This is a genomic window from Oceanobacillus sp. HCA-5259 (genome assembly GCF_037892815.1).
GTDB classification, from domain to species: domain Bacteria; phylum Bacillota; class Bacilli; order Bacillales; family Amphibacillaceae; genus Oceanobacillus; species Oceanobacillus indicireducens.
On record NZ_JBBKBV010000004.1, the window covers coordinates 107,750 to 127,489 of the forward strand.

Below are 19,740 nucleotides of genomic sequence, written 5' to 3' on the forward strand. Positions count from 1 at the left end.
GTATGGATGGTTTTTGGGAAAATATTATCGTAATTACAGCAGCAAGATATAGTGTTGTTGTCTTATGTACGCTTATATTTCTTACTGTGTTTGAGCTGGTAACATCCTATAAAAATTGGGAAGAGATTCGTAAGGGGAATCTTGCAGTAGCAATGGCAACAGGTGGGAAAATCTTTGGCATTGCTACGATTTTCCGTTATTCGATCGAGCATAACGATTCCCTGCTTCAGACAATTGGCTGGGGAACATTCGGTTTTATTTTATTATTAACTGGTTATTTTATCTTTGAATTTCTTTTACCGACAATTAAAGTGGATGAAGAGATTGGGAAAGGAAATGTTGCGGTTGGATTATTATCGATGATCTTTTCCATCGGGATTGCATTTGTCATTGGCGCAAGTATTGGTTAGAAAGAAGGGGAAGCAGGATGGTTTTTGAACGATTAGCGAAGATCTTAATTGGTGTTGCGATTGCATTTTTACTTGTTGGCTTATATTATATTTTCAAGTAAAATAAAAAAATATCTTGAATTTGATAAATAAAATTTCTAAAAATAGAAATTAATCGATATAATGATTATAATAGATAAAAAGGAGGAGATGAAATGGAAGCAACAAAAAATTGGTATGCCCACTATCCAGAAGAAATACCGCGAAGCATCCAATATGATGAGAAGCCTTTAGATTCCTATCTTGAGGAAAGTGCTTCTCGCTACCCGGAAAAGAAAGCGCTTTATTTCATGGGGAAAGAATTAACATACCAAGAATTATATTCTCAAGCGAAGCAGTTCGCGAATTATTTACAATCCCTCGGTCTAAAAAAAGAAGATAAGGTTGCAATTATGCTTCCGAACTGTCCGCAGGCTGTAATTAGTTATTATGGTATCCTGATGGCAGGGGGGGTTGTTGTACAGACAAATCCGCTTTATACGGAGAGAGAGCTCGAGTACCAGATAACCGACTCTGATGCAAAAGTGATAATTTGTCTGGACATACTTGTGCCGAGGGTGAGCAATGTACAAGAGAAAACAAATTTAGAGCATAAAATTGTAACCGGTATCAAAGATTATTTGCCTTTCCCGAAAAACTTGATTTATCCATTTATACAGAAGCGCGAGTACAACATGGTAGTAAAAGTAGAACAGAGTCCAGATACCCACGTATGGGAAAGTATAATGAAGACTGCTAAAGCCGAATATAAAAAAGTGAAAATCAATCCTAAGGAGGATCTTGCTCTCCTGCAGTATACCGGTGGAACAACGGGCTATCCGAAAGGCGTTATGCTTACCCATTATAACTTAGTAGCTAATTTACAAATGTGTGAAGCTTGGCTTTATAAGGCTGAGCAAGGGAAAGAAGTCGTTCTTGCAGTACTTCCATTCTTTCATGTATACGGCATGACGACAGTAATGAATTTCGGTGTAAAGCAAGCGGCAAAAATCATTCTGATGCCGAAATTTAATCCAGAAGATGTCTTGAAAGTGATTGATAAACAAAAGCCTACCTTATTTCCTGGCGCACCAACGATTTATATCGGCTTGATTAATCACCCCGATATCGAGAAGTATGATTTATCCTCAATTAGAGCGTGCCTAAGTGGTTCTGCACCACTCCCGCTTGAAGTGCAAGAGCAATTTGAAAGGCTTACTGGTGGAAGGTTAGTTGAAGGTTATGGGCTGACTGAAACATCCCCAGTAACCCATGCTAATCCAATATGGGGAAATCGGATAAATGGTAGTATCGGTCTCCCGTGGCCTGATACCGATGTTAAAATAGTTAAGACCGGTACAGATGAAGAAGTAGAAATTGGCGAAGTCGGTGAGTTGGCTGTAAAAGGACCGCAAGTGATGGTCGGTTACTGGAAAAATGAAGAAGAAACAGCCAACGCCCTCCGTGACGGTTGGTTTTATACAGGTGATATGGGTTACGAGGATGAAAATGGTTACTTTTATATTGTTGACCGGAAGAAGGATATGATTATCGCTGGCGGTTATAATATTTACCCAAGGGAAGTCGAGGAAGTCCTTTATGAACATCCGGCTATCCAAGAATGTGCGGTAGTGGGTGTACCTGATCCGTATCGCGGCGAAACGGTTAAAGCATTCATCGTTCTTAAAGAAGGGAAGCAAGCGACAGAAGAAGAACTGAACAGGTTCTGTCGTGATAATCTTGCAGCCTACAAAGTCCCTCGCAGGTATGAATTCCGTAAAGAACTCCCAAAAACCATAGTTGGTAAAATTCTCAGAAGGCAACTAGTTGATGAAGAGGTCAAACAGCAAGACGAACAAATCGAACCAGTATAATTTAAGAAATCTTTGTAAAAACATTGACACTTAACAGGTAAACGAATAAAATGGAATTATGAATGAACAGTCATTCATAATTCCGTTTTTTTATACAGCAATCACGCCCTAAATCAGCTAGGCACTTTAGTGAACTTAATGGTAGCTAATCACTTTCATTCAGCGTAAGTATTTTGTGCATTCATTTTATTGGCGTTCTAATTACCGTTCAGTTGCCCGGCGGACGGATGCTTTCCACGGGCGCGGCCTCAGCCTCCTCGGAAGAAAACCGCTTCCTGCGGGGTCTTCGGACTCGTGCTTTTCCCGTAGGAGTCACCGTCCGTCGGGCAACTGAACTGGTAAAGATGATTATGATGAATGGTAGTTATTCCATCTCGGTTAAAATTATACTTCTAGAGTACGAAATAGTGTTCCAAATTTGGCTTTCCCCTCGGAGCAGTCCAGACACCTCGAGACTCCTGCAGGAGGATAGGCATAGGTGAGACCCCGCAGGGCGCCAGCCCGAGGAGGCTCACCAGCCGCCTGCGGAAAGCGAGAGGTGTCTGGACTGCGGACCTCCAGGAGAAGGTTGCATTTACGCTGAATGAAAGTAATTGTCAGGTTATTTATTTTGATTTTATATGAATGAAAAGCTAGAAACATGTTAAGGAGAAAACGATGAAGAGCAATAAGCCAAAATATCAACAGATTATCGAAGCTGCAGTTAAAGTAATTGCAGAAAATGGTTATCATGCATCACAAGTTTCAAAAATCGCGAAAGAAGCAGGCGTAGCCGATGGAACGATTTACCTATATTTTAAAAATAAAGAGGATGTACTCGTTTCCGTTTTTGAAGAAAAAATGGGGCAATTTATAGACAAGATAGCCAAGGCAACGAGTGAGCAAGCTAATGCCAATGATAAATTGAAAGTTTTAATAGAAATGCACTTTAGTCAATTGGAAGAGAATCCCGATCTCGCTATCGTCACCCAACTGGAATTAAGACAATCCAATTACTCTTTGCGATTACAAATCAATAATGTGTTAAAGGCCTATTTACGTGTCATCGATGAAGTTATTGAAGAAGGCATGAAAGAGAAACAATTCCGTAGCGATATCAATCCAGCGCTTATCCGGCAAATGATTTTCGGAACGCTTGACGAAGTAGTGACGAATTGGGTGATGAAGGATAGGAAATTTACTTTAGTCGATCAGGTGGATGAAGTACACAAATTTTTAACAAATGGTTTGAAGGCTTAATAAAACGCCGTTTAACGATAATAACTCGAATAAAAAAATAGGATGATACATTTTTATTCGAGTTATTATTTTCAAAATAATCGTTTATCGATTAAGATAGAGAATATAGAGGGGGGATCATATTGACCACAATTGTAAAAAAAGTGGAAAATCAAGTGGCATACTTAACGATTCAAAGTCCACCAGCTAATGCATTGTCTAGTCAATTAATAAAGGATTTAGATGTGTTCCTCGGGGAAATTGAAGAGGGCGACAATGTAAAAGCGATTGTCATTCACGGCGAGGGCAAATTTTTCTCAGCTGGTGCTGACATTAAAGAATTCACTTCTTTGCAAGCGCATTCAGATTATGAGGAGCTTGCTAAAAATGGGCAGAAAGTGTTTCAAAGGTTGGAAGAATTCCGGGTCCCTGTTATTGCAGCAATCCACGGTGCAGCATTAGGTGGAGGTTTAGAGCTTGCAATGGCATGCCATATCCGGATTGTCGGGGAAAATGCAAAGCTCGGTCTACCAGAGCTCAATCTAGGTATTATCCCTGGTTTTGCTGGGACTCAGCGTTTACCGCGCTACGTCGGAACTGCTAAAGCATATGAAATGATATTATCAGGGGAGCCGATTTCCGGTCGTGATGCGGTCACGTTTGGACTTGCTAATCGGGCAGTGCCTGACGAAAATGTCTTGGAAGAAGCTAGCAAGCTTGGGGAAAAAATAGCTGGGAAAAGTAAGCCGACAATTAACCAGGTTATGAAACTTGTAAATTACACTCGCTCCGATAAATTCATAGCTGGTGTGGAAGCTGAAGCGGAGGCCTTCGGAAATGTATTTGGCTCCGAAGATGCAAAAGAAGGCATTCAAGCATTTATTGAAAAGAGAAAACCTAATTTTAAAGATAAATAAAAAGTATAAGAGGAGGAAGCAAGATGGATATTTATGTACTATTAAAAAAGACCTTTGATACAGAAGAAAAAATTAATCTGGATGATGGAAGAATCGATGAGGAGGGTGCAGAATTCATCATTAATCCTTATGATGAGTATGCTGTGGAAGAAGCAATTAAACAGCGTGATGAGCACGGAGGGGAAGTAACCGTGATTACAATCGGGGATGAAGACTCTGAAAAACAATTACGAACTGCCCTCGCAATGGGAGCAGATAAAGCCGTCCTCATCAATACAGAAGATGATTTGGATGAGGGAGACCAATATACAACAGCCAAAATTTTGGAAGCGTTTTTTGAAGATAAAGAAGTGGACTTAATATTAGCAGGAAATGTTGCGATTGATGAGGCGAGTGGCCAAGTTGGTCCGCGTCTTGCAGAAGCTTTAGGCATCCCATACGTTACAACAATTACAGATCTATCGATTGATGGGGATAACGTTCGGATTGAAAAGGATGTGGAAGGAGACGTAGAGACGGTTGAAACGACCTTACCTCTCCTCGTTACTTGTCAGCAAGGTTTAAACGAACCACGTTACCCATCTCTTCCAGGAATTATGAAGGCGAAGAAAAAGCCGCTTGAAGAATTAGAACTGGATGATCTTGACGTAGACGAAGACGATATTGAACCGAAAACGAAGACAGTTGAAGTGTTTCTACCACCTGAAAAAGAAGCAGGGAGGATTCTGGAAGGAGAGATCCAGGATCAAGTGAAAGAACTTGTCACATTACTGAGAAATGAAAAGAAAGTACTTTAAGCGAAAAGGATAGAGAGAGGGGAAGAAGAATGAGTAAATTACTAGTAATTGCAGAAGGTAGAGACGGTGCTTTACGTAACGTATCATTTGAAGCGATTGCAGCAGCGAAGGCAATCCACGCGGATGCTGAGATCGTCGGCATCGTTTTAGGAAAAGAAAATCTGGAAGAGCAAGCCCAAGAGCTGATTTATTATGGCGCTGATCGCGTTGTTACGATTGCTCATGAAAAATTAGAAAACTATACATCAGAAGGTTATGGTCAGGCCGTTCTGACGGTAATAAATGATGAATCTCCAGATGGCATCGTAATGGGACATACCTCCATTGGGAAGGATTTGACACCGAAGCTTGCTGCTAAGCTGGATACTGGATTAGTTTCCGACGTTGTAGCAATTGAAACAAACGGTGACCGGGTAGAGTATGTTCGACCAATTTATTCTGGTAAAGCCTTCGAAAAGAAAATTATTACAGATGGTCTAACTTTTGTAACGATCCGTCCAAATAACATCGCAACGCTTGAACGTGATGAAGCAAGGACTGGTGATATAACAGCAAAAGAAGTAGAAGTAGCTGATATTCGTACCGTTATCAAAGACGTTGTCCGAAAAGCAAGTGAAGGGGTAGACTTGTCTGAAGCAAGTGTCGTTATCGCAGGCGGACGTGGTGTCAAGAGTGCGGAAGGATTTGACATCTTATATGAACTTGCGGATGTCCTTGGTGGTGCGGTAGGAGCGTCCCGTGGGGCTTGTGACGCGGAATACTGTGATTACTCCCTTCAAATCGGGCAAACCGGTAAAGTCGTTACACCGGACCTTTATATTGCAGTTGGTATATCCGGAGCGATCCAACATTTGGCGGGGATGTCAAACTCGAAAGTCATCGTAGCGATTAATAAAGATCCAGAAGCAAACATATTTAATATCGCCGACTACGGAATTGTAGGAGACTTATTTGAAGTGATACCATTACTTATTGAAGAAATTAAAACTGTTAAAGTATAATGTGAAAATTAGCCGGGACATGTTTCTTGTCCCGGTTCTTTCTTTCAATTTTTTTAAAAACGAATAAGCAAAAAGCTAGGAAGTAAATAATAAGGGTGTTATACTTCTATTTAAGTAGGTTGACTTATCACGGTGCGATCGCTCCTAAAACATCTGTCTTAAATATAGAGGGGTTAGCCGAATTTATTTAGGCGGGTCATACTGGGCGCTACCACTCTGATTAGCTCAACTAGCATTCAGTTGGAGATGGTCAAAAGCTCCACTGAATGAAGTTTCGTTTTATCAAAAGGAGGAAATGTTAATGGCAATTGAACATGTTACAGATCAAAATTTTGCTGAAGCAACCGCTGAAGGTTTAGTTCTCGTTGATTTTTGGGCACCATGGTGCGGACCTTGTAAAATGATTGCTCCAGTATTAGAGGAAATTGACGGAGAAATGTCCGATGATGTAAAAATTGTTAAATTAGACGTCGATGATAACCAAGAAACTGCAAGTAAATTTGGTGTCATGAGCATCCCAACACTATTACTAATGAAAGATGGAGATGTGGTTGACCAAGCAATTGGCTTCCAGCCGAAAGAAGCACTAACCGAATTAATTAACAAACATCTCTAATTCATGTAAAATTAAATAGTAGAGAACCAAAATCCCTTGTTGTTTTCATAACAAGGGATTTTCTAAACTTAAAGGAATGATTATCATGAATAACATCATTAAGAGGAAGCTGGAAATACTCCCGGCAAATCCAGGTTGTTACCTAATGAAAGATAGGCAGGGAACGATCATTTATGTCGGTAAATCTAAAAAATTACGTAATCGTGTCCGTTCTTATTTTACAGGAGCTAATGATCAGAAAACCCAACGATTGGTTCAAGAAATCGTCGACTTCGAGTATTTTGTCACTTCTTCAGAATTAGAAGCACTCATTTTAGAAATGAATTTAATAAAAAAATATGATCCGAAATATAACGTCATGTTAAAAGACGACAAATCCTACCCCTATTTAAAAATCACAGCTGAAAGACATCCCCGTCTATTGATTACGAGAAAAATTAAAAAGGATAAAGGGAAATATTTCGGTCCGTACCCGAATGTTATTGCAGCACGGGAAACGAAGAAACTGCTTGATCGAATTTACCCTTTACGTAAATGCAATAATCCACCAGGCAGACCGTGTTTATATTATCACTTGAACCAATGTAAGGCATGCAGTAAAACACCGCCGACTCAAGAGGAATATGCCAAAATCGTTCAAGAAGTGAGCTCGTTTTTGCAAGGTGGTTACCAGGAGATTAAAGGAAATTTAACAGAGAAAATGTATGAAGCGAGTGAGGCGCTGAACTTTGAAAGGGCGAAGGAACTGCGAGATCAAATTCAGCATATCGATGTTGTCATGGAGAAACAGAAAATGACAATGACCGATAAAACGGATCGTGACATATTCGGGTATAGTTATGATAAAGGCTGGATGTGTATTCAGGTATTCTTCATGCGCCAAGGTAAGTTGATTGAACGGAATGTAACAACTTTTCCATTTTATGACGATCCAGAAGAGGCGTTCACTAGTTTTATTGGAAGATTTTATTTACACCAAAACCATTTGAAACCGAAAGAAATTCTAATGCCAATTGGTACAAATAACGAATTGATCAGTAAGTTGTTGGAAGTCCAGGCACATACCCCTTTCCGTGGCAGGAAGAAAGAACTTGTTGAATTAGCAATGAAGAATGCAAAAATCGCCTTAAATGAGAAGTTTCTTTTAATTGAAAGGGATGAAGAACGGACGATTATCGCAACAGAGAAGCTTGGTGAGATTCTTAATATTGAAACGCCTTATCGCATTGAAGCCTTTGATAACTCGAATATCCAAGGAACAGATCCAGTTTCCGCGATGATAGCTTTTGTAGATGGTCGGCCGAGTAAAAAAGATTACCGCAAATATAAAATTCGAACAGTTGATGGTCCTGATGACTATGAAACGATGCGTGAAGTAATCCGAAGAAGGTATACGCGCGTACTTAAGGAAAATCTACCACTGCCTGACTTGATCATTGTTGATGGTGGAAAAGGCCAAATAAGCGCGGCGACGGATGTGCTCGAAAATGAATTAGGCCTTGATATACCAATAGCCGGTTTAATAAAAGATGAAAGACATAAGACGAGTGAACTACTCTATGGCTCGCCGCCAACGATTGTTCCACTCGAGCGACGATCTCATGAATTTTATCTTGTCCAACGGATTCAGGATGAAGTGCACCGGTTCGCAATTACGTTTCACAGGAATCTGCGCAGTAAGGGATTATTCCAATCTTCTCTTGATGGTATTCCAGGTGTCGGTGAAAAACGGAAAAAGTTATTGCTCCGACATTTTAAATCAATCACGGAGCTGAAAAAAGCGTCGGTCACAGATATTACTAAACTGGGAATTCCATCGAACACGGCTCAAGAGATCATCAATCATTTAAATGAAATAGATGCACAGGAGAAAGAAGAAACGGAAGAAAAAACGAATTCATAATACAGATCTTCATTCAAAGAGCTCTTTTCCCATGAAATTTGCTTTCGTGAATTATGGCGTTAGTCCGTTATCTTCTGGCTGTATAACATAATAAATTTCCCTGTTGGCAGGGAGGTTGCACCACTATGAAAATACGCACTGCTCTCGTATAAACAGTACGAAGAAACAGTGCGTATTTTTAATTTGTGTAAAACACAGTGAATTGGATTTGATGGATGCGGCGATTGATCTCTTCTTTGCATTCACATTCTATTCCATCAATCATTTGTACAGCTTCCGCTAGAAAGCCTGCTTCCAAACGGAAATCTGCTTCTAGTGGACCTTTTAAGCGCAATACGACCGAGTCAGAGAGAAGATGAAATATTTTCTCCTGTTTTTTTTCTTTTACGAGTTCCATTTTGCCGATACCTAACATTTCAAAGATATATGTAATATCATCTATAGAATTTATTTCAAATTTCCTTGCAAGATTTTTCCCCATGAAATAAAGCAATGTAGGTGCCTCGTTGCCTAATAGATCAGGAAGCGCGAGATAACGAAGGATATCAAACCCTGCACCGGATGTCTGTAATTCTTCAAGTTGAGAAATCGGGATCGTCGTCAGCTGCTTACTCATTTCTGTCACCCTTTCCATCATAGACTGTCAATATACTAAACTATCATAAATAGACTTTTATTTATTATACAATACATAAATACAGCGAACCAGTCATAACTGGAGTTAGGATAATTACGTGTTACTGCGAGTCTGCAGTTACGCTAGCTCTCCTTAAATTAGGATGTCTGCTACCGTTCCGGAAATATACTAAGCTTTCCGCAAGATTCGTGCTGAGCCCCGGCGCATAGGACGTGTTAAAGTAGACGTTGCCATATCATAGTTTGCCTCGAAAGAAAAGCGTTTCCTGAGAGGGTTCATCGACTTTGCTTCCTTACTGAGTCTTTTTTAAACGCAAATTATTTTAAGTTTGGTATAATTAAACTATGGGAGTTTTTGGAAGGTCCAAGCTGCTTACTTCGAAATTGTTAGAAATAAAATCGTTTTCTTGACGGTTTATAAACTAAGAAGTACAATAAAAGTGTTACAATTTTGTATCATTTTAGAGGTTCATGTAGAAATAAGTAGAACCTATTAAACTAAAATGATAACTAAATATGAAATTATTAACCTACAAGGGGGGAAAAACATGGCGGGGCAACGTGATTTTTACTGGAGAAGGTTACATTCTTTACTAGGTGTTGTTCCAATCGGAATATTCTTAGTCCAGCACTTAATAATTAACCACTTTGCCGTGTATGGAGAAGAAAGCTTCAATAAAGCAGCAGGTTTTATGGGAGGGCTTCCATTTGTCATATTACTGGAAATCTTTGTGATCTACCTGCCGATTCTTTATCATGCAGTATTAGGGGTATACATAGCATTTACTGCAAAGAATAACGTAGCGAAATATGGATTCTTCCGCAACTGGATGTTCAAGCTGCAACGCTGGACAGGAATTATTACATTAGTATTCATTGCATGGCACGTATGGGAAACACGCGTCCAGATTGGACTTGGAAATGCTGAAGTAAACTACAGCTTAATGGAAGGAATTCTTTCCAGTCCATTTATGTTCTGGTTCTACATAATCGGTGTAGTTTCAGCTGTATTCCACTTCGCTAATGGTCTGTGGAGCTTCTTTGTAACATGGGGTATTACGCAATCACCGAAATCGCAGCGTGTGTTGACATATGTAGCACTCTTCATTTTTATCGCGGTCAGCTATATCGGTGTAAGAACATTAATTCAGTTTGCGTATGGTGTGTAAAAGTAAGTAATTAGAGGAGTGAGTCAAATAAATGAGTAATCGTAAAGTTGCTGTAATTGGTGGTGGTCTAGCAGGATTAATGGCTACAATCAAAGCAGCAGAAGCAGGTGTAAAAGTTGATTTATTTTCAGTTGTTCCTGTAAAACGTTCTCACTCTGTATGTGCTCAAGGTGGAATTAATGGAGCGGTTAATACGAAGGGTGAGGGAGACTCACCATGGCTTCATTTTGATGACACGATATACGGTGGAGACTTTTTAGCTAATCAACCACAAGTAAAGGCAATGTGTGAGGCGGCTCCGGGGATTATACATATGTTTGACCGGATGGGAGTTATGTTTAACCGTACACCAGAAGGCCTGCTAGACTTCAGACGTTTTGGTGGTACACAAATGCACCGTACTGCATTTGCCGGAGCAACTACGGGGCAACAGTTATTATATGCATTGGATGAACAAGTCCGTCGTTATGAAGTAGAGGGACTTGTTACAAAGTTTGAAGGATGGGAATTCCTCTCAGCGATCATCGACGAAGAAGGTGTCGGACGGGGAATTGTTGCTCAGGACATTAAATCACATGAAATTCGAGCATTTCGTTCTGACGCTACTATTTTCGCAACAGGTGGTCCTGGTATCATCTTTGGAAAATCAACGAACTCGATGATCAATACTGGTTCAGCTGCAAGTATTCTTTATCAACAGGGAGTCAAATATGCAAACGGAGAATTTATTCAAATTCACCCGACAGCAATTCCTGGAGATGATAAACTGCGCTTAATGAGTGAATCTGCTCGTGGAGAAGGTGGACGGATCTGGACATATAAAGATGGGGAGCCTTGGTACTTCCTGGAAGAAAAATATCCAGCTTATGGAAACCTTGTACCGCGTGATATTGCTACAAGAGAAATCTTTGATGTTTGTGTGAACCAAAAGCTTGGTATTAATGGAGAGAACATGGTTTATCTTGACCTCTCGCATAAGGACGCAAAAGAACTTGATATTAAGCTTGGTGGAATTATAGAAATCTATGAAAAGTTCGTTGGAGAGGATCCGCGTAAAGTTCCGATGAAGATATTCCCAGCAGTTCACTATTCGATGGGCGGACTTTGGATTGATGAAAATCAAATGACAAATATCCCAGGAATTTTTGCAGCGGGAGAGGCTGATTATTCCCAGCACGGTGCGAACCGTCTAGGTGCAAACTCGCTACTATCCGCAATTTACGGTGGTTCTGTTGCAGGCCCGAAAGCGATTGAATATATTGACGGACTTGATAAACATGCAGAAGACATTAGTGACCAGCTCTTTGACGAGAAAGCACGAGAAGAGCAAGCGAAATTCGATGATCTATTAGGCATGGATGGAACCGAAAATGCTTATGTGTTGCATAAAGAGCTAGGTGAATGGATGACGGACAACGTAACTGTTGTACGAGAAAATGAAAAGCTGCTTCAAACAGATGAAAAAATTCAGGAGTTACAAGAACGCTGGAAGAATATCAATATTAATGATACTTCTCGTTGGAGTAACCAAGGAGCCATGTTTGCGCGTCAGCTGGATAACATGTTGCATCTTGCGCGTGTTATTACCATTGGTGCCTATAAACGTGATGAAAGCCGCGGAGCTCATTACAAACCGGCATTCCCTGAACGTAATGATGACGAATTCCTGAAGACAACAATCGCGGAGTTTGACAGCAAGAATGTGGAACCGATTATTAGTTATGAGGAAGTTGATGTGTCATTAATCAAGCCTCGTAAACGTGACTACACAACTACACACTAAGGGGGAGAATACAAGATGGCTGAAAAAAGTACAGTTACATTTATTATAACTCGTCAAGACAGTCCAGACTCTGAACCCTACGAAGAAACGTTTCATGTTCCATACCGTCAGAATATGAACGTTATTTCCGCGTTAATGGAAATTCAACGGAATCCGGTGAATGCAAATGGGGAAGAAACATCACCGGTCATGTGGGAGATGAGTTGTTTAGAGGAGGTATGTGGTGCCTGTTCGATGGTAATTAATGGTACCGCAAGACAATCATGTGCAGCGTTGGTTGACCAGTTGGAGCAGCCAATCCGCTTGGCACCAATGTCGACCTTCCCGGTTGTACGTGATTTAATTGTCGACCGTGAGCGGATGTTTGATGCATTGAAACAAGTGAAAGCTTGGGTTCCAATCGACGGAACGCATGATCTTGGACCAGGACCAAGAATGCCGGAGAATAAACGGCAGTGGGCGTATGAACTTTCAAAATGCATGACGTGTGGTGTTTGTCTGGAGGCCTGTCCGAATGTTAACGACAAATCCGACTTTATCGGACCGGCGGCTCTTTCACAGGTGCGCTTATTTAATGCCCACCCAACAGGAGCAATGCATGCAAGTGATCGATTAGAAGGTTTGATGGAGGATGGCGGTATCAGCGGCTGTGGTAACTCACAAAACTGTGTACAAGTATGTCCGAAAGGCATCCCGCTTACTACTTCGATTGCAGCAATGAACCGTGCAACAAATCTGCACGCCTTCAGAAGCTTCTTTGGCAGTGACAAAGCATTATAAAGTGAAACTTAATAAGTGGGGGGTTATTTTATCCCCACTTATTATTAGTTGAACAAACTGGAGTATAGGGCCCGTTAACTTCCATCAAAACTCCTTTGGCAGACTTTTTGATGTGGGAGTTTTACGGACGATTGTACTGGGATGAAATAAAGCGAATGGTCCTTACCTATGTAGGCGAGGACCATTCCGTTATTTAAGGGGGAGCATTGCGATGAAGGGAATAGATTACATAAATGATTTGGAGACATGGCGTTCCGAATTTTCTTTTTCCATACCGATAAAGGTGCGTTTTTCCGAAACGGATTTATATGGTCATGTCAATAATACGTCCGTTTTCATTTATTTCGAAGAGGCACGAATTGAGTTTTTGCAATCTTTTGGCTCATTTAAGGATTTGGATCAAAAGAAACGAGGGTTTGTTGTCGCTGACCTCCAATGTAATTATCTCAAGCAAATGTTTTTCAATGAAACGATAGATTTCTATGTTAAAGTGGAAACAATCGGTACAACATCCATGGACTTACATTATATGGCGGTTAATAATCAAGGTGAAATAACGGTAACGGGAAGAGGTCGTGTCGTAATGATGGATTTTACAACGAACAAAGCCTGGGCTATCCCTGAGGAAATGAAAACAATACTTGCAGACAAAAATCATGTACGCTAAATGGAGAAAACCGACTTTCTATGAAAAGGAAGTCGGTTTTTTAAATCTATGTATCTTTTAAAACAAATTCAATCTTATATTAATCTTCAGGAGTTGAAACGGTTAAGCCACGTTCGGCGAAAACTTTTTTCGCGACAGAAAGTGCATTCAGCACACTAGGGAATCCTGTATATGGAATGAGATGCATAATACAACCGACAATCTCTTCCGGCGTTAGACCAACAGATAATCCAGTTTTAATATGCATTTCGATTTGCGGTTTTCCTTGAGCGACGAGAGCAGTAATGGTTGTCATTACCTTTTGCTTGTTGTCCAATCCAGGACGCGCATAAATGTCTCCAAAAGCAAATTCAACAACATACTTGCTCAAATCTGGCGCAATATCTTTAAACGCCTCCCCAATATCCATTTCTCCAGTTGGATTACGATCATCGGATGCCGTAAGTTCCTGTATCTTATCTATCCCTCTTTGATAACGATCGTTTGTCATTGTAAAAACCTCCTTGATTTAATTGTATAAAAAGACTTTATAAAAGATAATATTCTGTCTTTTCGTATTAGTATATAGCCTTTTTGGACGACTCGTCAATGAGGGGCCATGCGTTACATTGTACAAGCCTGTTAGTTTATACTTTGAACCTCTCATGACTGAAGTTACGAGTGCGCTTGGTTTATTCATAAAAAGATAAATTAGACCGACTTCCACTAATGAAAGTCGGTCTAAATTACAGCTTAAGTTCTCCCATACGAAGAAGCTCAACGACTGCCTGTGAACGCCCCTTTACTCCCAGTTTCTGCATCGCGTTTGAAATGTGATTTCTCACGGTTTTTTCCGATATAAACAGTTTCTGGGCTATTTCTTTTGTTGTCATATCTTGTACAAGCAGTTCAAATACTTCCTTTTCTCGCTTCGTTAATAATTGCTTCGGTTTATAGTTGCTGTCCTTCAAATTATAACCCCTCCTTGCTCTTGATAGAGCTGCTTTTTGAAGGGAATTATTTAGTCATTATAGCTTATGAACGGAAAGGAATTTAGTGCGTGGTAAATGACCTATTTTAGAGCCTTTACTCCGGGGCTAAGCAGCAAATTTACTATGCTACGGATGAAAATTTGGTATACTAGTCTAAGGCGTTGATTCAAATTTGAAATTAGAGTGTAAGGAGGTTGCCGAATGGAGAATGAGATTGCTTCATCAGAACCCATCGTTAAAATTGAAAAAAGATTACGTTATATATCTGGAATGATCAAACAAAACGGCAGGAAGATTTTACATAACTATCCCATAACCTCTCCGCAGTTTGTAGCCCTCCAGTGGTTACTGGAAGAAGGCGACTTGACGATTGGAGAGCTTTCAAATAAAATAAGTCTTGCTTTTAGCACAACGACCGATCTTGTAGACCGAATGGAAAAGAATGAACTGGTTGAACGAATCAGGGATAATAAGGATCGACGGGTAGTGAGGATTCATTTATTGGACAAGGGAAAAGTGATTATCCACGAAGTAATTGAAAAGCGTCAGGAATATTTACGGGAAGTTCTCGCCGGCTTTACCACGGAAGAAGAAACAGTATTAAATGAAATGCTTGATTCATTGTATGATCGAATGAAGCAAGTAAATGAGAAATAGTAGATAAGGAATGAACGAAAAGTGGAGAGACCAATAGGAGTAATTGATTCAGGTGTAGGCGGTTTGACCGTAGCACTTGAACTTATGAGGCAACTGCCAAGAGAGAAATTAATTTATCTTGGGGATACGAAACGCTGCCCATATGGACCAAGAACGAAAGAAGAAGTTCAGCAATTCACTTGGGAAATGGTGAATTTCTTATTAGAAAAAGAAATTAAGCTGCTTGTAATTGCGTGTAATACAGCTACAGCCTATACGATTGATGATTTAAAAGATAAATTAGATATCCCGGTGATCGGTGTCATCAATCCGGGGGCAAGGGCAGCGATTAAAGCAACAAACAATCAAGAAATTGGCATTATCGGGACAGAAGGTACAGTGAAAAGTGGCGCTTATCCGGAGGCATTAAAGCGAATCAATCCAGAACTTCATGTACAAGCGCTTGCCTGTCCATTGTTTGTGCCACTAGTGGAAAGAGGAGTCTTTTCAGGTGAGGAAGCAAGAACAGTTGTACAGACAACGTTAGAGCCTTTAATGAAAGATAACGAGATGGATACATTAATTTTAGGATGCACGCATTATCCTTTATTAAAACCGCTGATTCAAGATGTAGTTGGTAACAAGGTTGCGGTGATTTCCTCAAGTGAAGAAACAGCAAGGGAAACAAGTGCTGTACTTGAAATTAAACATCTGCATAATAAATCAGGTGTGCAACAGGTACATGAAATTTATTCTACAGGGGATATGGAATTATTTAATTGTATCGCAACTAAAATTTTCCAAAGTAGTATCCAGCAGCAATTTAAAATTAAACGAGCAGTCATTGAAAAAGATTAGCGCCTAGCTAGTCTTTTTTAATAGGAATTTTTATTTTTCGGTAAGATGGTCTATTTTCACATGATAGCTCGTATATATTGTAGTACAAACCATCGCAGGGAGGTATTGCATGAAAGCGAGTCGATTATTAATTCCAGGTGTATGTGCGTCATTATTGTTACTGACAGCCTGTTTCCAAGGGGAACAGTCTTCTGTTGAAATCGATCCACCAGAAAATGCAGAAGCAGTGAATGATACAGCAAACAATGATCAAACGGAGGTAGAGGACGTTGAAGCGGCTGAGGAAAACACTGAAGAAGCTGCAGATATGATTGCCCGCCAGCTATATTTGATTGATGAAAACGGCATGGTCGCCTCACAAATAATTGAATTGCCATTGCTTGATTCAAATGAAGTTGCAACCCAAGTATTAGAGTATCTAGTTGATGATGGACCGGTAATGGATCTACTGCCAAATGGTTTTCGTGCGGTCTTACCCGCAGGAACGGAAGTACTTGGTTTAAACCTTTTAGAAGACGGGACAATGGTTGTAGACTTTTCCAAGGAATTTGAAGAGTATGCCGCTGAAGATGAAGTGAAAATACTTGAAGCGATCACACATACTTTAACACAATTTGATAGTGTAGAAAGGGTTCAACTTTGGGTTAATGGCCATCCACTGGATGAAATGCCGGTAAATGGTACACCGATTGGAAAAGGTTATTCGCAAGCACATGGAATTAACGTTATTCAGAATGACACGATTGATTTTATTAATAGCGAGGCAGTAACAATGTATTACCCTGCAAGTGACCAGGAGAATCGTTATTATATCCCGGTTACTCAATATGTAGGTGCTGAGAATGAAGAAGAAATGTTTGAAGCGATTGTCACTTCTTTAATGGAAGGTCCGGGCTTTATGACAAATGTGACTCATGTATTCAATGATGAGGCAATGCTCGTGAGTGAGCCTGTCCTATCAGAGGGCGTGTTGGAACTCACTTTTAACGAAGCGATATTAAAAGATGTTGAAGAAGCAGTTATTGCCGACGAAGTGATGGAGACGATTGTCCGAACATTAACAGTACAAGATGAAATTGACGCTGTTGATATTAAAGTGGAGAATAAGGATGTTATTGCAAATGAGAACGGGGAACCATATAGTGACCCTGTTACTGCCGACTTCTTTGTTCCAAGTGAGAAGCTTTAATAAAAGGATTCCGAAGCTGGGGGATGCCCTGGCTTCTTTTTGTTTCATAGCATGCCAAATACTTTTTTAGAGTTTTTGAGTATCGTTAATATTTCATGCACAAGGAAACTATAAAATAAAAATACAGTGGATTATTAATCTGCAACTTTTGTAGGAATGATGATTTTTCTTTCGGGAAAAGTATGGTAAGCTTGATTTGACGAATGAGGAGGATTTTTACATGAGAAATGATGGAAGAAAAATAAATGAATTAAGACCTATTAAAATGGAAAAAGATTATATTATGCATCCTGAAGGTTCAGTATTGATCGAAGTGGGGAATACAAAAGTAATCTGTAATGCAAGTGTTGAAGACCGAGTACCACCATTTATGAGAGGGCAAGGGAAAGGTTGGATTACTGCTGAATATGCGATGCTTCCACGGGCAACAGAGAAACGAAATATCCGGGAATCCTCGAAAGGGAAAGTCACAGGGAGAACGATGGAAATTCAACGACTCATTGGACGTGCATTACGTTCTGTTGTTGATTTAGAAGGGTTCGGTGAGCGTACGGTATGGGTAGATTGTGATGTCATTCAAGCGGATGGCGGGACCAGAACTGCTTCCATTACCGGAGCTTTTGTTGCGATGACACTTGCGCTCGGAACTTTACTGGAAAAAAAGCAAATCAAATCCTTGCCTGTAAAAGCTTATTTAGCAGCGGCGTCAGTCGGAATACTATCATCAGGAGAAGCAGTTCTTGATTTAAATTATGAGGAAGATGCCGATGCAAATGTAGATATGAATATTGTAATGACTGGTGCAGGTGAATTTGTGGAAATCCAAGGTACAGGAGAAGAGGCCACATTCTCGAAAAACGAGCTCTTTACCATGCTGAATTTGGCCGATGAAGGTTTACAACAGTTATTTGAGTTACAGAAAGAAATACTGGGGGAGCTTGGAGAATCCATTGGAAGCGAGCAAGTGGCGCAAGGTGAGGAGATTTAAATGAAAGAAATCATTATCGCAACTCGGAATAAGGGTAAAGTCAATGAATTTATCGATTTTTTTAAACCCTACGGTATAAAGGTGCAATCCTTGCTGGACATTGCTGAACAACTCCCTGATATTGAAGAGACTGGAGATAGTTTTGCAGAGAATGCGACACTTAAAGCGGAGCAAATTGCAGAGTTGTTGAATCGTCCAGTTCTAGCAGACGACTCCGGTCTCGTCGTTGATGCGCTCCACGGTGCTCCGGGAATTTATTCCGCCCGTTATGCCGGAGAAGAGAAGAGTGATGAAGCAAATAATCAAAAGCTACTTAAGAATTTGCAGGAAGTTCCGCAAGATAAGCGAACAGCAAGATTTGTTTGTGTACTTGCAATCGCCGTTCCTGGTGAAGAAACAACGCTTTACAGGGGTGTCTGTGAAGGGAAGATAGCGCTTAATCCCAAAGGGACGAACGGTTTCGGCTATGATCCACTGTTTATCCCTAATGGATATCAACAAACGATGGCAGAATTAAGCGCTGCAGAAAAAAATCAGATAAGCCACCGAAGTAACGCAATAAAACAATTGGAAAACTGGGAAAAGCTAACTTGAGGTTAAACATCCTCTTTACATGAAAAAGGACGAATAGAGAGGGAGATGCAGCATGACGAAAGTTTTGATTGTCAGTGATAGTCACGGACTAGCAGAGGAACTATCGGAAATCAAAGAAAGGCATGAGGTTGATTATCTCATCCATTGCGGAGATTCTGAGCTCGATATCGACTCCGGTCCAATGGAAGGTTTTTATAAAGTAGCAGGAAACTGTGACTTTGACAACCGTTATCCGATAGAGCAGACGATGGAGATTGATGGCTTGAACTTCCTCGTTGTTCACGGGCATCTGCATAAAGTGAATTATGGTCTAACCGCACTTTCATTACGTGCGCGGGAAACGAATGCGGATGTAGTTTGTTTCGGCCATACACATGTCGCTGGTGTTGTTCAGGAAGGGGAACAGCTATTTATTAATCCAGGTAGTATCTATCAGCCAAGGGGTGGAATGCAAGAGAAAACCTATGCTATTTTAGAATGGGATACAGATCGGGATATAGCCGTGAAGTTTTATACCCTCACTGGCGAACATTATGGAGCGTTGGATTATCCGAAGAATACTTGATGTTTCAAGTAGCTTGCTAAGGAATTTAGTTTTCTTGGCGAGCTTTTTTAAATTTGATAAGATGTTTCAAGGGTAGTTGTCCGGCTTCGGTGTATCCTTTCGACTTAACCATTTCTTTCATCTCCCGGCTACGTACTTCCTTCCGCTTGC

The 19,740-nt window shown here is 40.4% G+C and carries 21 protein-coding genes; 18 read left to right on the forward strand and 3 right to left on the reverse strand.

Annotated elements, in window-relative coordinates; all coding sequences use genetic code 11:
- Positions 1 to 2: 2 nt before the first annotated feature.
- The 8 genes from WKU33_RS03985 to uvrC all read left to right on the forward strand — a co-directional run bounded on the left by WKU33_RS03985 (position 3) and on the right by uvrC (position 8,754).
- The gene (locus WKU33_RS03985) at positions 3 to 410 is read left to right on the forward strand and encodes a DUF350 domain-containing protein (protein ID WP_340453327.1); all 408 of its coding nucleotides are present in this window, start codon (positions 3 to 5) and stop codon (positions 408 to 410) included.
- 194 nt (positions 411 to 604) lie between these two features.
- Positions 605 to 2,302, forward strand: a complete 1,698-nt coding sequence (locus tag WKU33_RS03990; RefSeq protein WP_340453328.1) for a long-chain-fatty-acid--CoA ligase — start codon at positions 605 to 607, stop codon at positions 2,300 to 2,302.
- Positions 2,303 to 2,959: 657 nt separating this feature from the next.
- Positions 2,960 to 3,541, forward strand: a complete 582-nt coding sequence (locus tag WKU33_RS03995; protein WP_340453329.1) for a TetR/AcrR family transcriptional regulator — start codon at positions 2,960 to 2,962, stop codon at positions 3,539 to 3,541.
- A gap of 122 nt (positions 3,542 to 3,663) precedes the next feature.
- Positions 3,664 to 4,437 carry an enoyl-CoA hydratase gene (locus WKU33_RS04000; RefSeq protein ID WP_340453330.1) on the forward strand — a complete coding sequence of 258 codons (774 nt, stop codon included), beginning with the start codon at positions 3,664 to 3,666 and terminating at the stop codon, positions 4,435 to 4,437.
- Positions 4,438 to 4,460: 23 nt separating this feature from the next.
- Positions 4,461 to 5,234 carry an electron transfer flavoprotein subunit beta/FixA family protein gene (locus tag WKU33_RS04005; protein WP_340453331.1) on the forward strand — a complete coding sequence of 258 codons (774 nt, stop codon included), beginning with the start codon at positions 4,461 to 4,463 and terminating at the stop codon, positions 5,232 to 5,234.
- A 29-nt stretch (positions 5,235 to 5,263) separates the two neighbouring features.
- A complete protein-coding gene (locus tag WKU33_RS04010; RefSeq protein WP_340453333.1) occupies positions 5,264 to 6,235 on the forward strand; it encodes an electron transfer flavoprotein subunit alpha/FixB family protein in 972 nt (323 codons plus the stop codon).
- A gap of 301 nt (positions 6,236 to 6,536) precedes the next feature.
- Complete coding sequence (gene trxA, locus WKU33_RS04015; RefSeq protein WP_340453335.1) at positions 6,537 to 6,851, forward strand: thioredoxin; 315 nt, start codon at positions 6,537 to 6,539, stop codon at positions 6,849 to 6,851.
- Positions 6,852 to 6,936: 85 nt separating this feature from the next.
- On the forward strand, positions 6,937 to 8,754 hold the full coding sequence (gene uvrC, locus WKU33_RS04020) for an excinuclease ABC subunit UvrC (RefSeq protein ID WP_340453337.1): 1,818 nt from the start codon (positions 6,937 to 6,939) through the stop codon (positions 8,752 to 8,754).
- A 178-nt stretch (positions 8,755 to 8,932) separates the two neighbouring features.
- Here the strand turns inward: uvrC and WKU33_RS04025 are convergent, their stop codons facing one another.
- Positions 8,933 to 9,370 carry a YslB family protein gene (locus WKU33_RS04025; protein WP_188857041.1) on the reverse strand — a complete coding sequence of 146 codons (438 nt, stop codon included), beginning with the start codon at positions 9,368 to 9,370 and terminating at the stop codon, positions 8,933 to 8,935.
- Between the two features lie 568 nt (positions 9,371 to 9,938).
- Between WKU33_RS04025 and WKU33_RS04030 the strand changes: the two genes are divergently transcribed.
- From WKU33_RS04030 to WKU33_RS04045, 4 genes are all read left to right on the forward strand, one after another.
- Positions 9,939 to 10,559, forward strand: a complete 621-nt coding sequence (locus WKU33_RS04030; protein WP_156857865.1) for a succinate dehydrogenase cytochrome b558 subunit — start codon at positions 9,939 to 9,941, stop codon at positions 10,557 to 10,559.
- Between the two features lie 31 nt (positions 10,560 to 10,590).
- A complete protein-coding gene (gene sdhA / locus WKU33_RS04035) occupies positions 10,591 to 12,342 on the forward strand; it encodes a succinate dehydrogenase flavoprotein subunit (protein WP_340453340.1) in 1,752 nt (583 codons plus the stop codon).
- A 15-nt stretch (positions 12,343 to 12,357) separates the two neighbouring features.
- Entirely contained in the window at positions 12,358 to 13,122 is a 765-nt protein-coding gene (gene sdhB, locus WKU33_RS04040) for a succinate dehydrogenase iron-sulfur subunit (protein ID WP_340453342.1), read from the forward strand.
- A gap of 211 nt (positions 13,123 to 13,333) precedes the next feature.
- Positions 13,334 to 13,789, forward strand: a complete 456-nt coding sequence (locus tag WKU33_RS04045; RefSeq protein ID WP_340453344.1) for an acyl-CoA thioesterase — start codon at positions 13,334 to 13,336, stop codon at positions 13,787 to 13,789.
- Between the two features lie 79 nt (positions 13,790 to 13,868).
- Here WKU33_RS04045 and WKU33_RS04050 read toward each other — a convergent pair whose 3' ends face one another.
- Positions 13,869 to 14,279 (reverse strand): carboxymuconolactone decarboxylase family protein, encoded by a 411-nt coding sequence (locus tag WKU33_RS04050; RefSeq protein WP_336251334.1) that lies wholly within the window; start codon positions 14,277 to 14,279, stop codon positions 13,869 to 13,871.
- A 235-nt stretch (positions 14,280 to 14,514) separates the two neighbouring features.
- On the reverse strand, positions 14,515 to 14,739 hold the full coding sequence (locus WKU33_RS04055) for a helix-turn-helix domain-containing protein (protein ID WP_156857869.1): 225 nt from the start codon (positions 14,737 to 14,739) through the stop codon (positions 14,515 to 14,517).
- Between the two features lie 222 nt (positions 14,740 to 14,961).
- On the opposite strand from WKU33_RS04055, the gene WKU33_RS04060 reads away from it, so the two are divergent.
- The 6 genes from WKU33_RS04060 to WKU33_RS04085 all read left to right on the forward strand — a co-directional run bounded on the left by WKU33_RS04060 (position 14,962) and on the right by WKU33_RS04085 (position 19,590).
- Positions 14,962 to 15,417 (forward strand): MarR family winged helix-turn-helix transcriptional regulator, encoded by a 456-nt coding sequence (locus WKU33_RS04060; protein WP_156858027.1) that lies wholly within the window; start codon positions 14,962 to 14,964, stop codon positions 15,415 to 15,417.
- A 21-nt stretch (positions 15,418 to 15,438) separates the two neighbouring features.
- The gene (gene racE / locus WKU33_RS04065) at positions 15,439 to 16,254 is read left to right on the forward strand and encodes a glutamate racemase (protein ID WP_340453348.1); all 816 of its coding nucleotides are present in this window, start codon (positions 15,439 to 15,441) and stop codon (positions 16,252 to 16,254) included.
- A gap of 109 nt (positions 16,255 to 16,363) precedes the next feature.
- A complete protein-coding gene (locus WKU33_RS04070) occupies positions 16,364 to 17,443 on the forward strand; it encodes a GerMN domain-containing protein (protein ID WP_340453350.1) in 1,080 nt (359 codons plus the stop codon).
- A gap of 220 nt (positions 17,444 to 17,663) precedes the next feature.
- A complete protein-coding gene (gene rph / locus WKU33_RS04075; protein ID WP_340453352.1) occupies positions 17,664 to 18,431 on the forward strand; it encodes a ribonuclease PH in 768 nt (255 codons plus the stop codon).
- Positions 18,432 to 19,025, forward strand: coding sequence for an XTP/dITP diphosphatase (locus tag WKU33_RS04080; RefSeq protein WP_340453354.1), 594 nt, complete (start codon positions 18,432 to 18,434; stop codon positions 19,023 to 19,025).
- Positions 19,026 to 19,077: 52 nt separating this feature from the next.
- Positions 19,078 to 19,590, forward strand: coding sequence for a metallophosphoesterase (locus WKU33_RS04085; protein WP_340453356.1), 513 nt, complete (start codon positions 19,078 to 19,080; stop codon positions 19,588 to 19,590).
- Positions 19,591 to 19,740 lie beyond the last annotated feature (150 nt).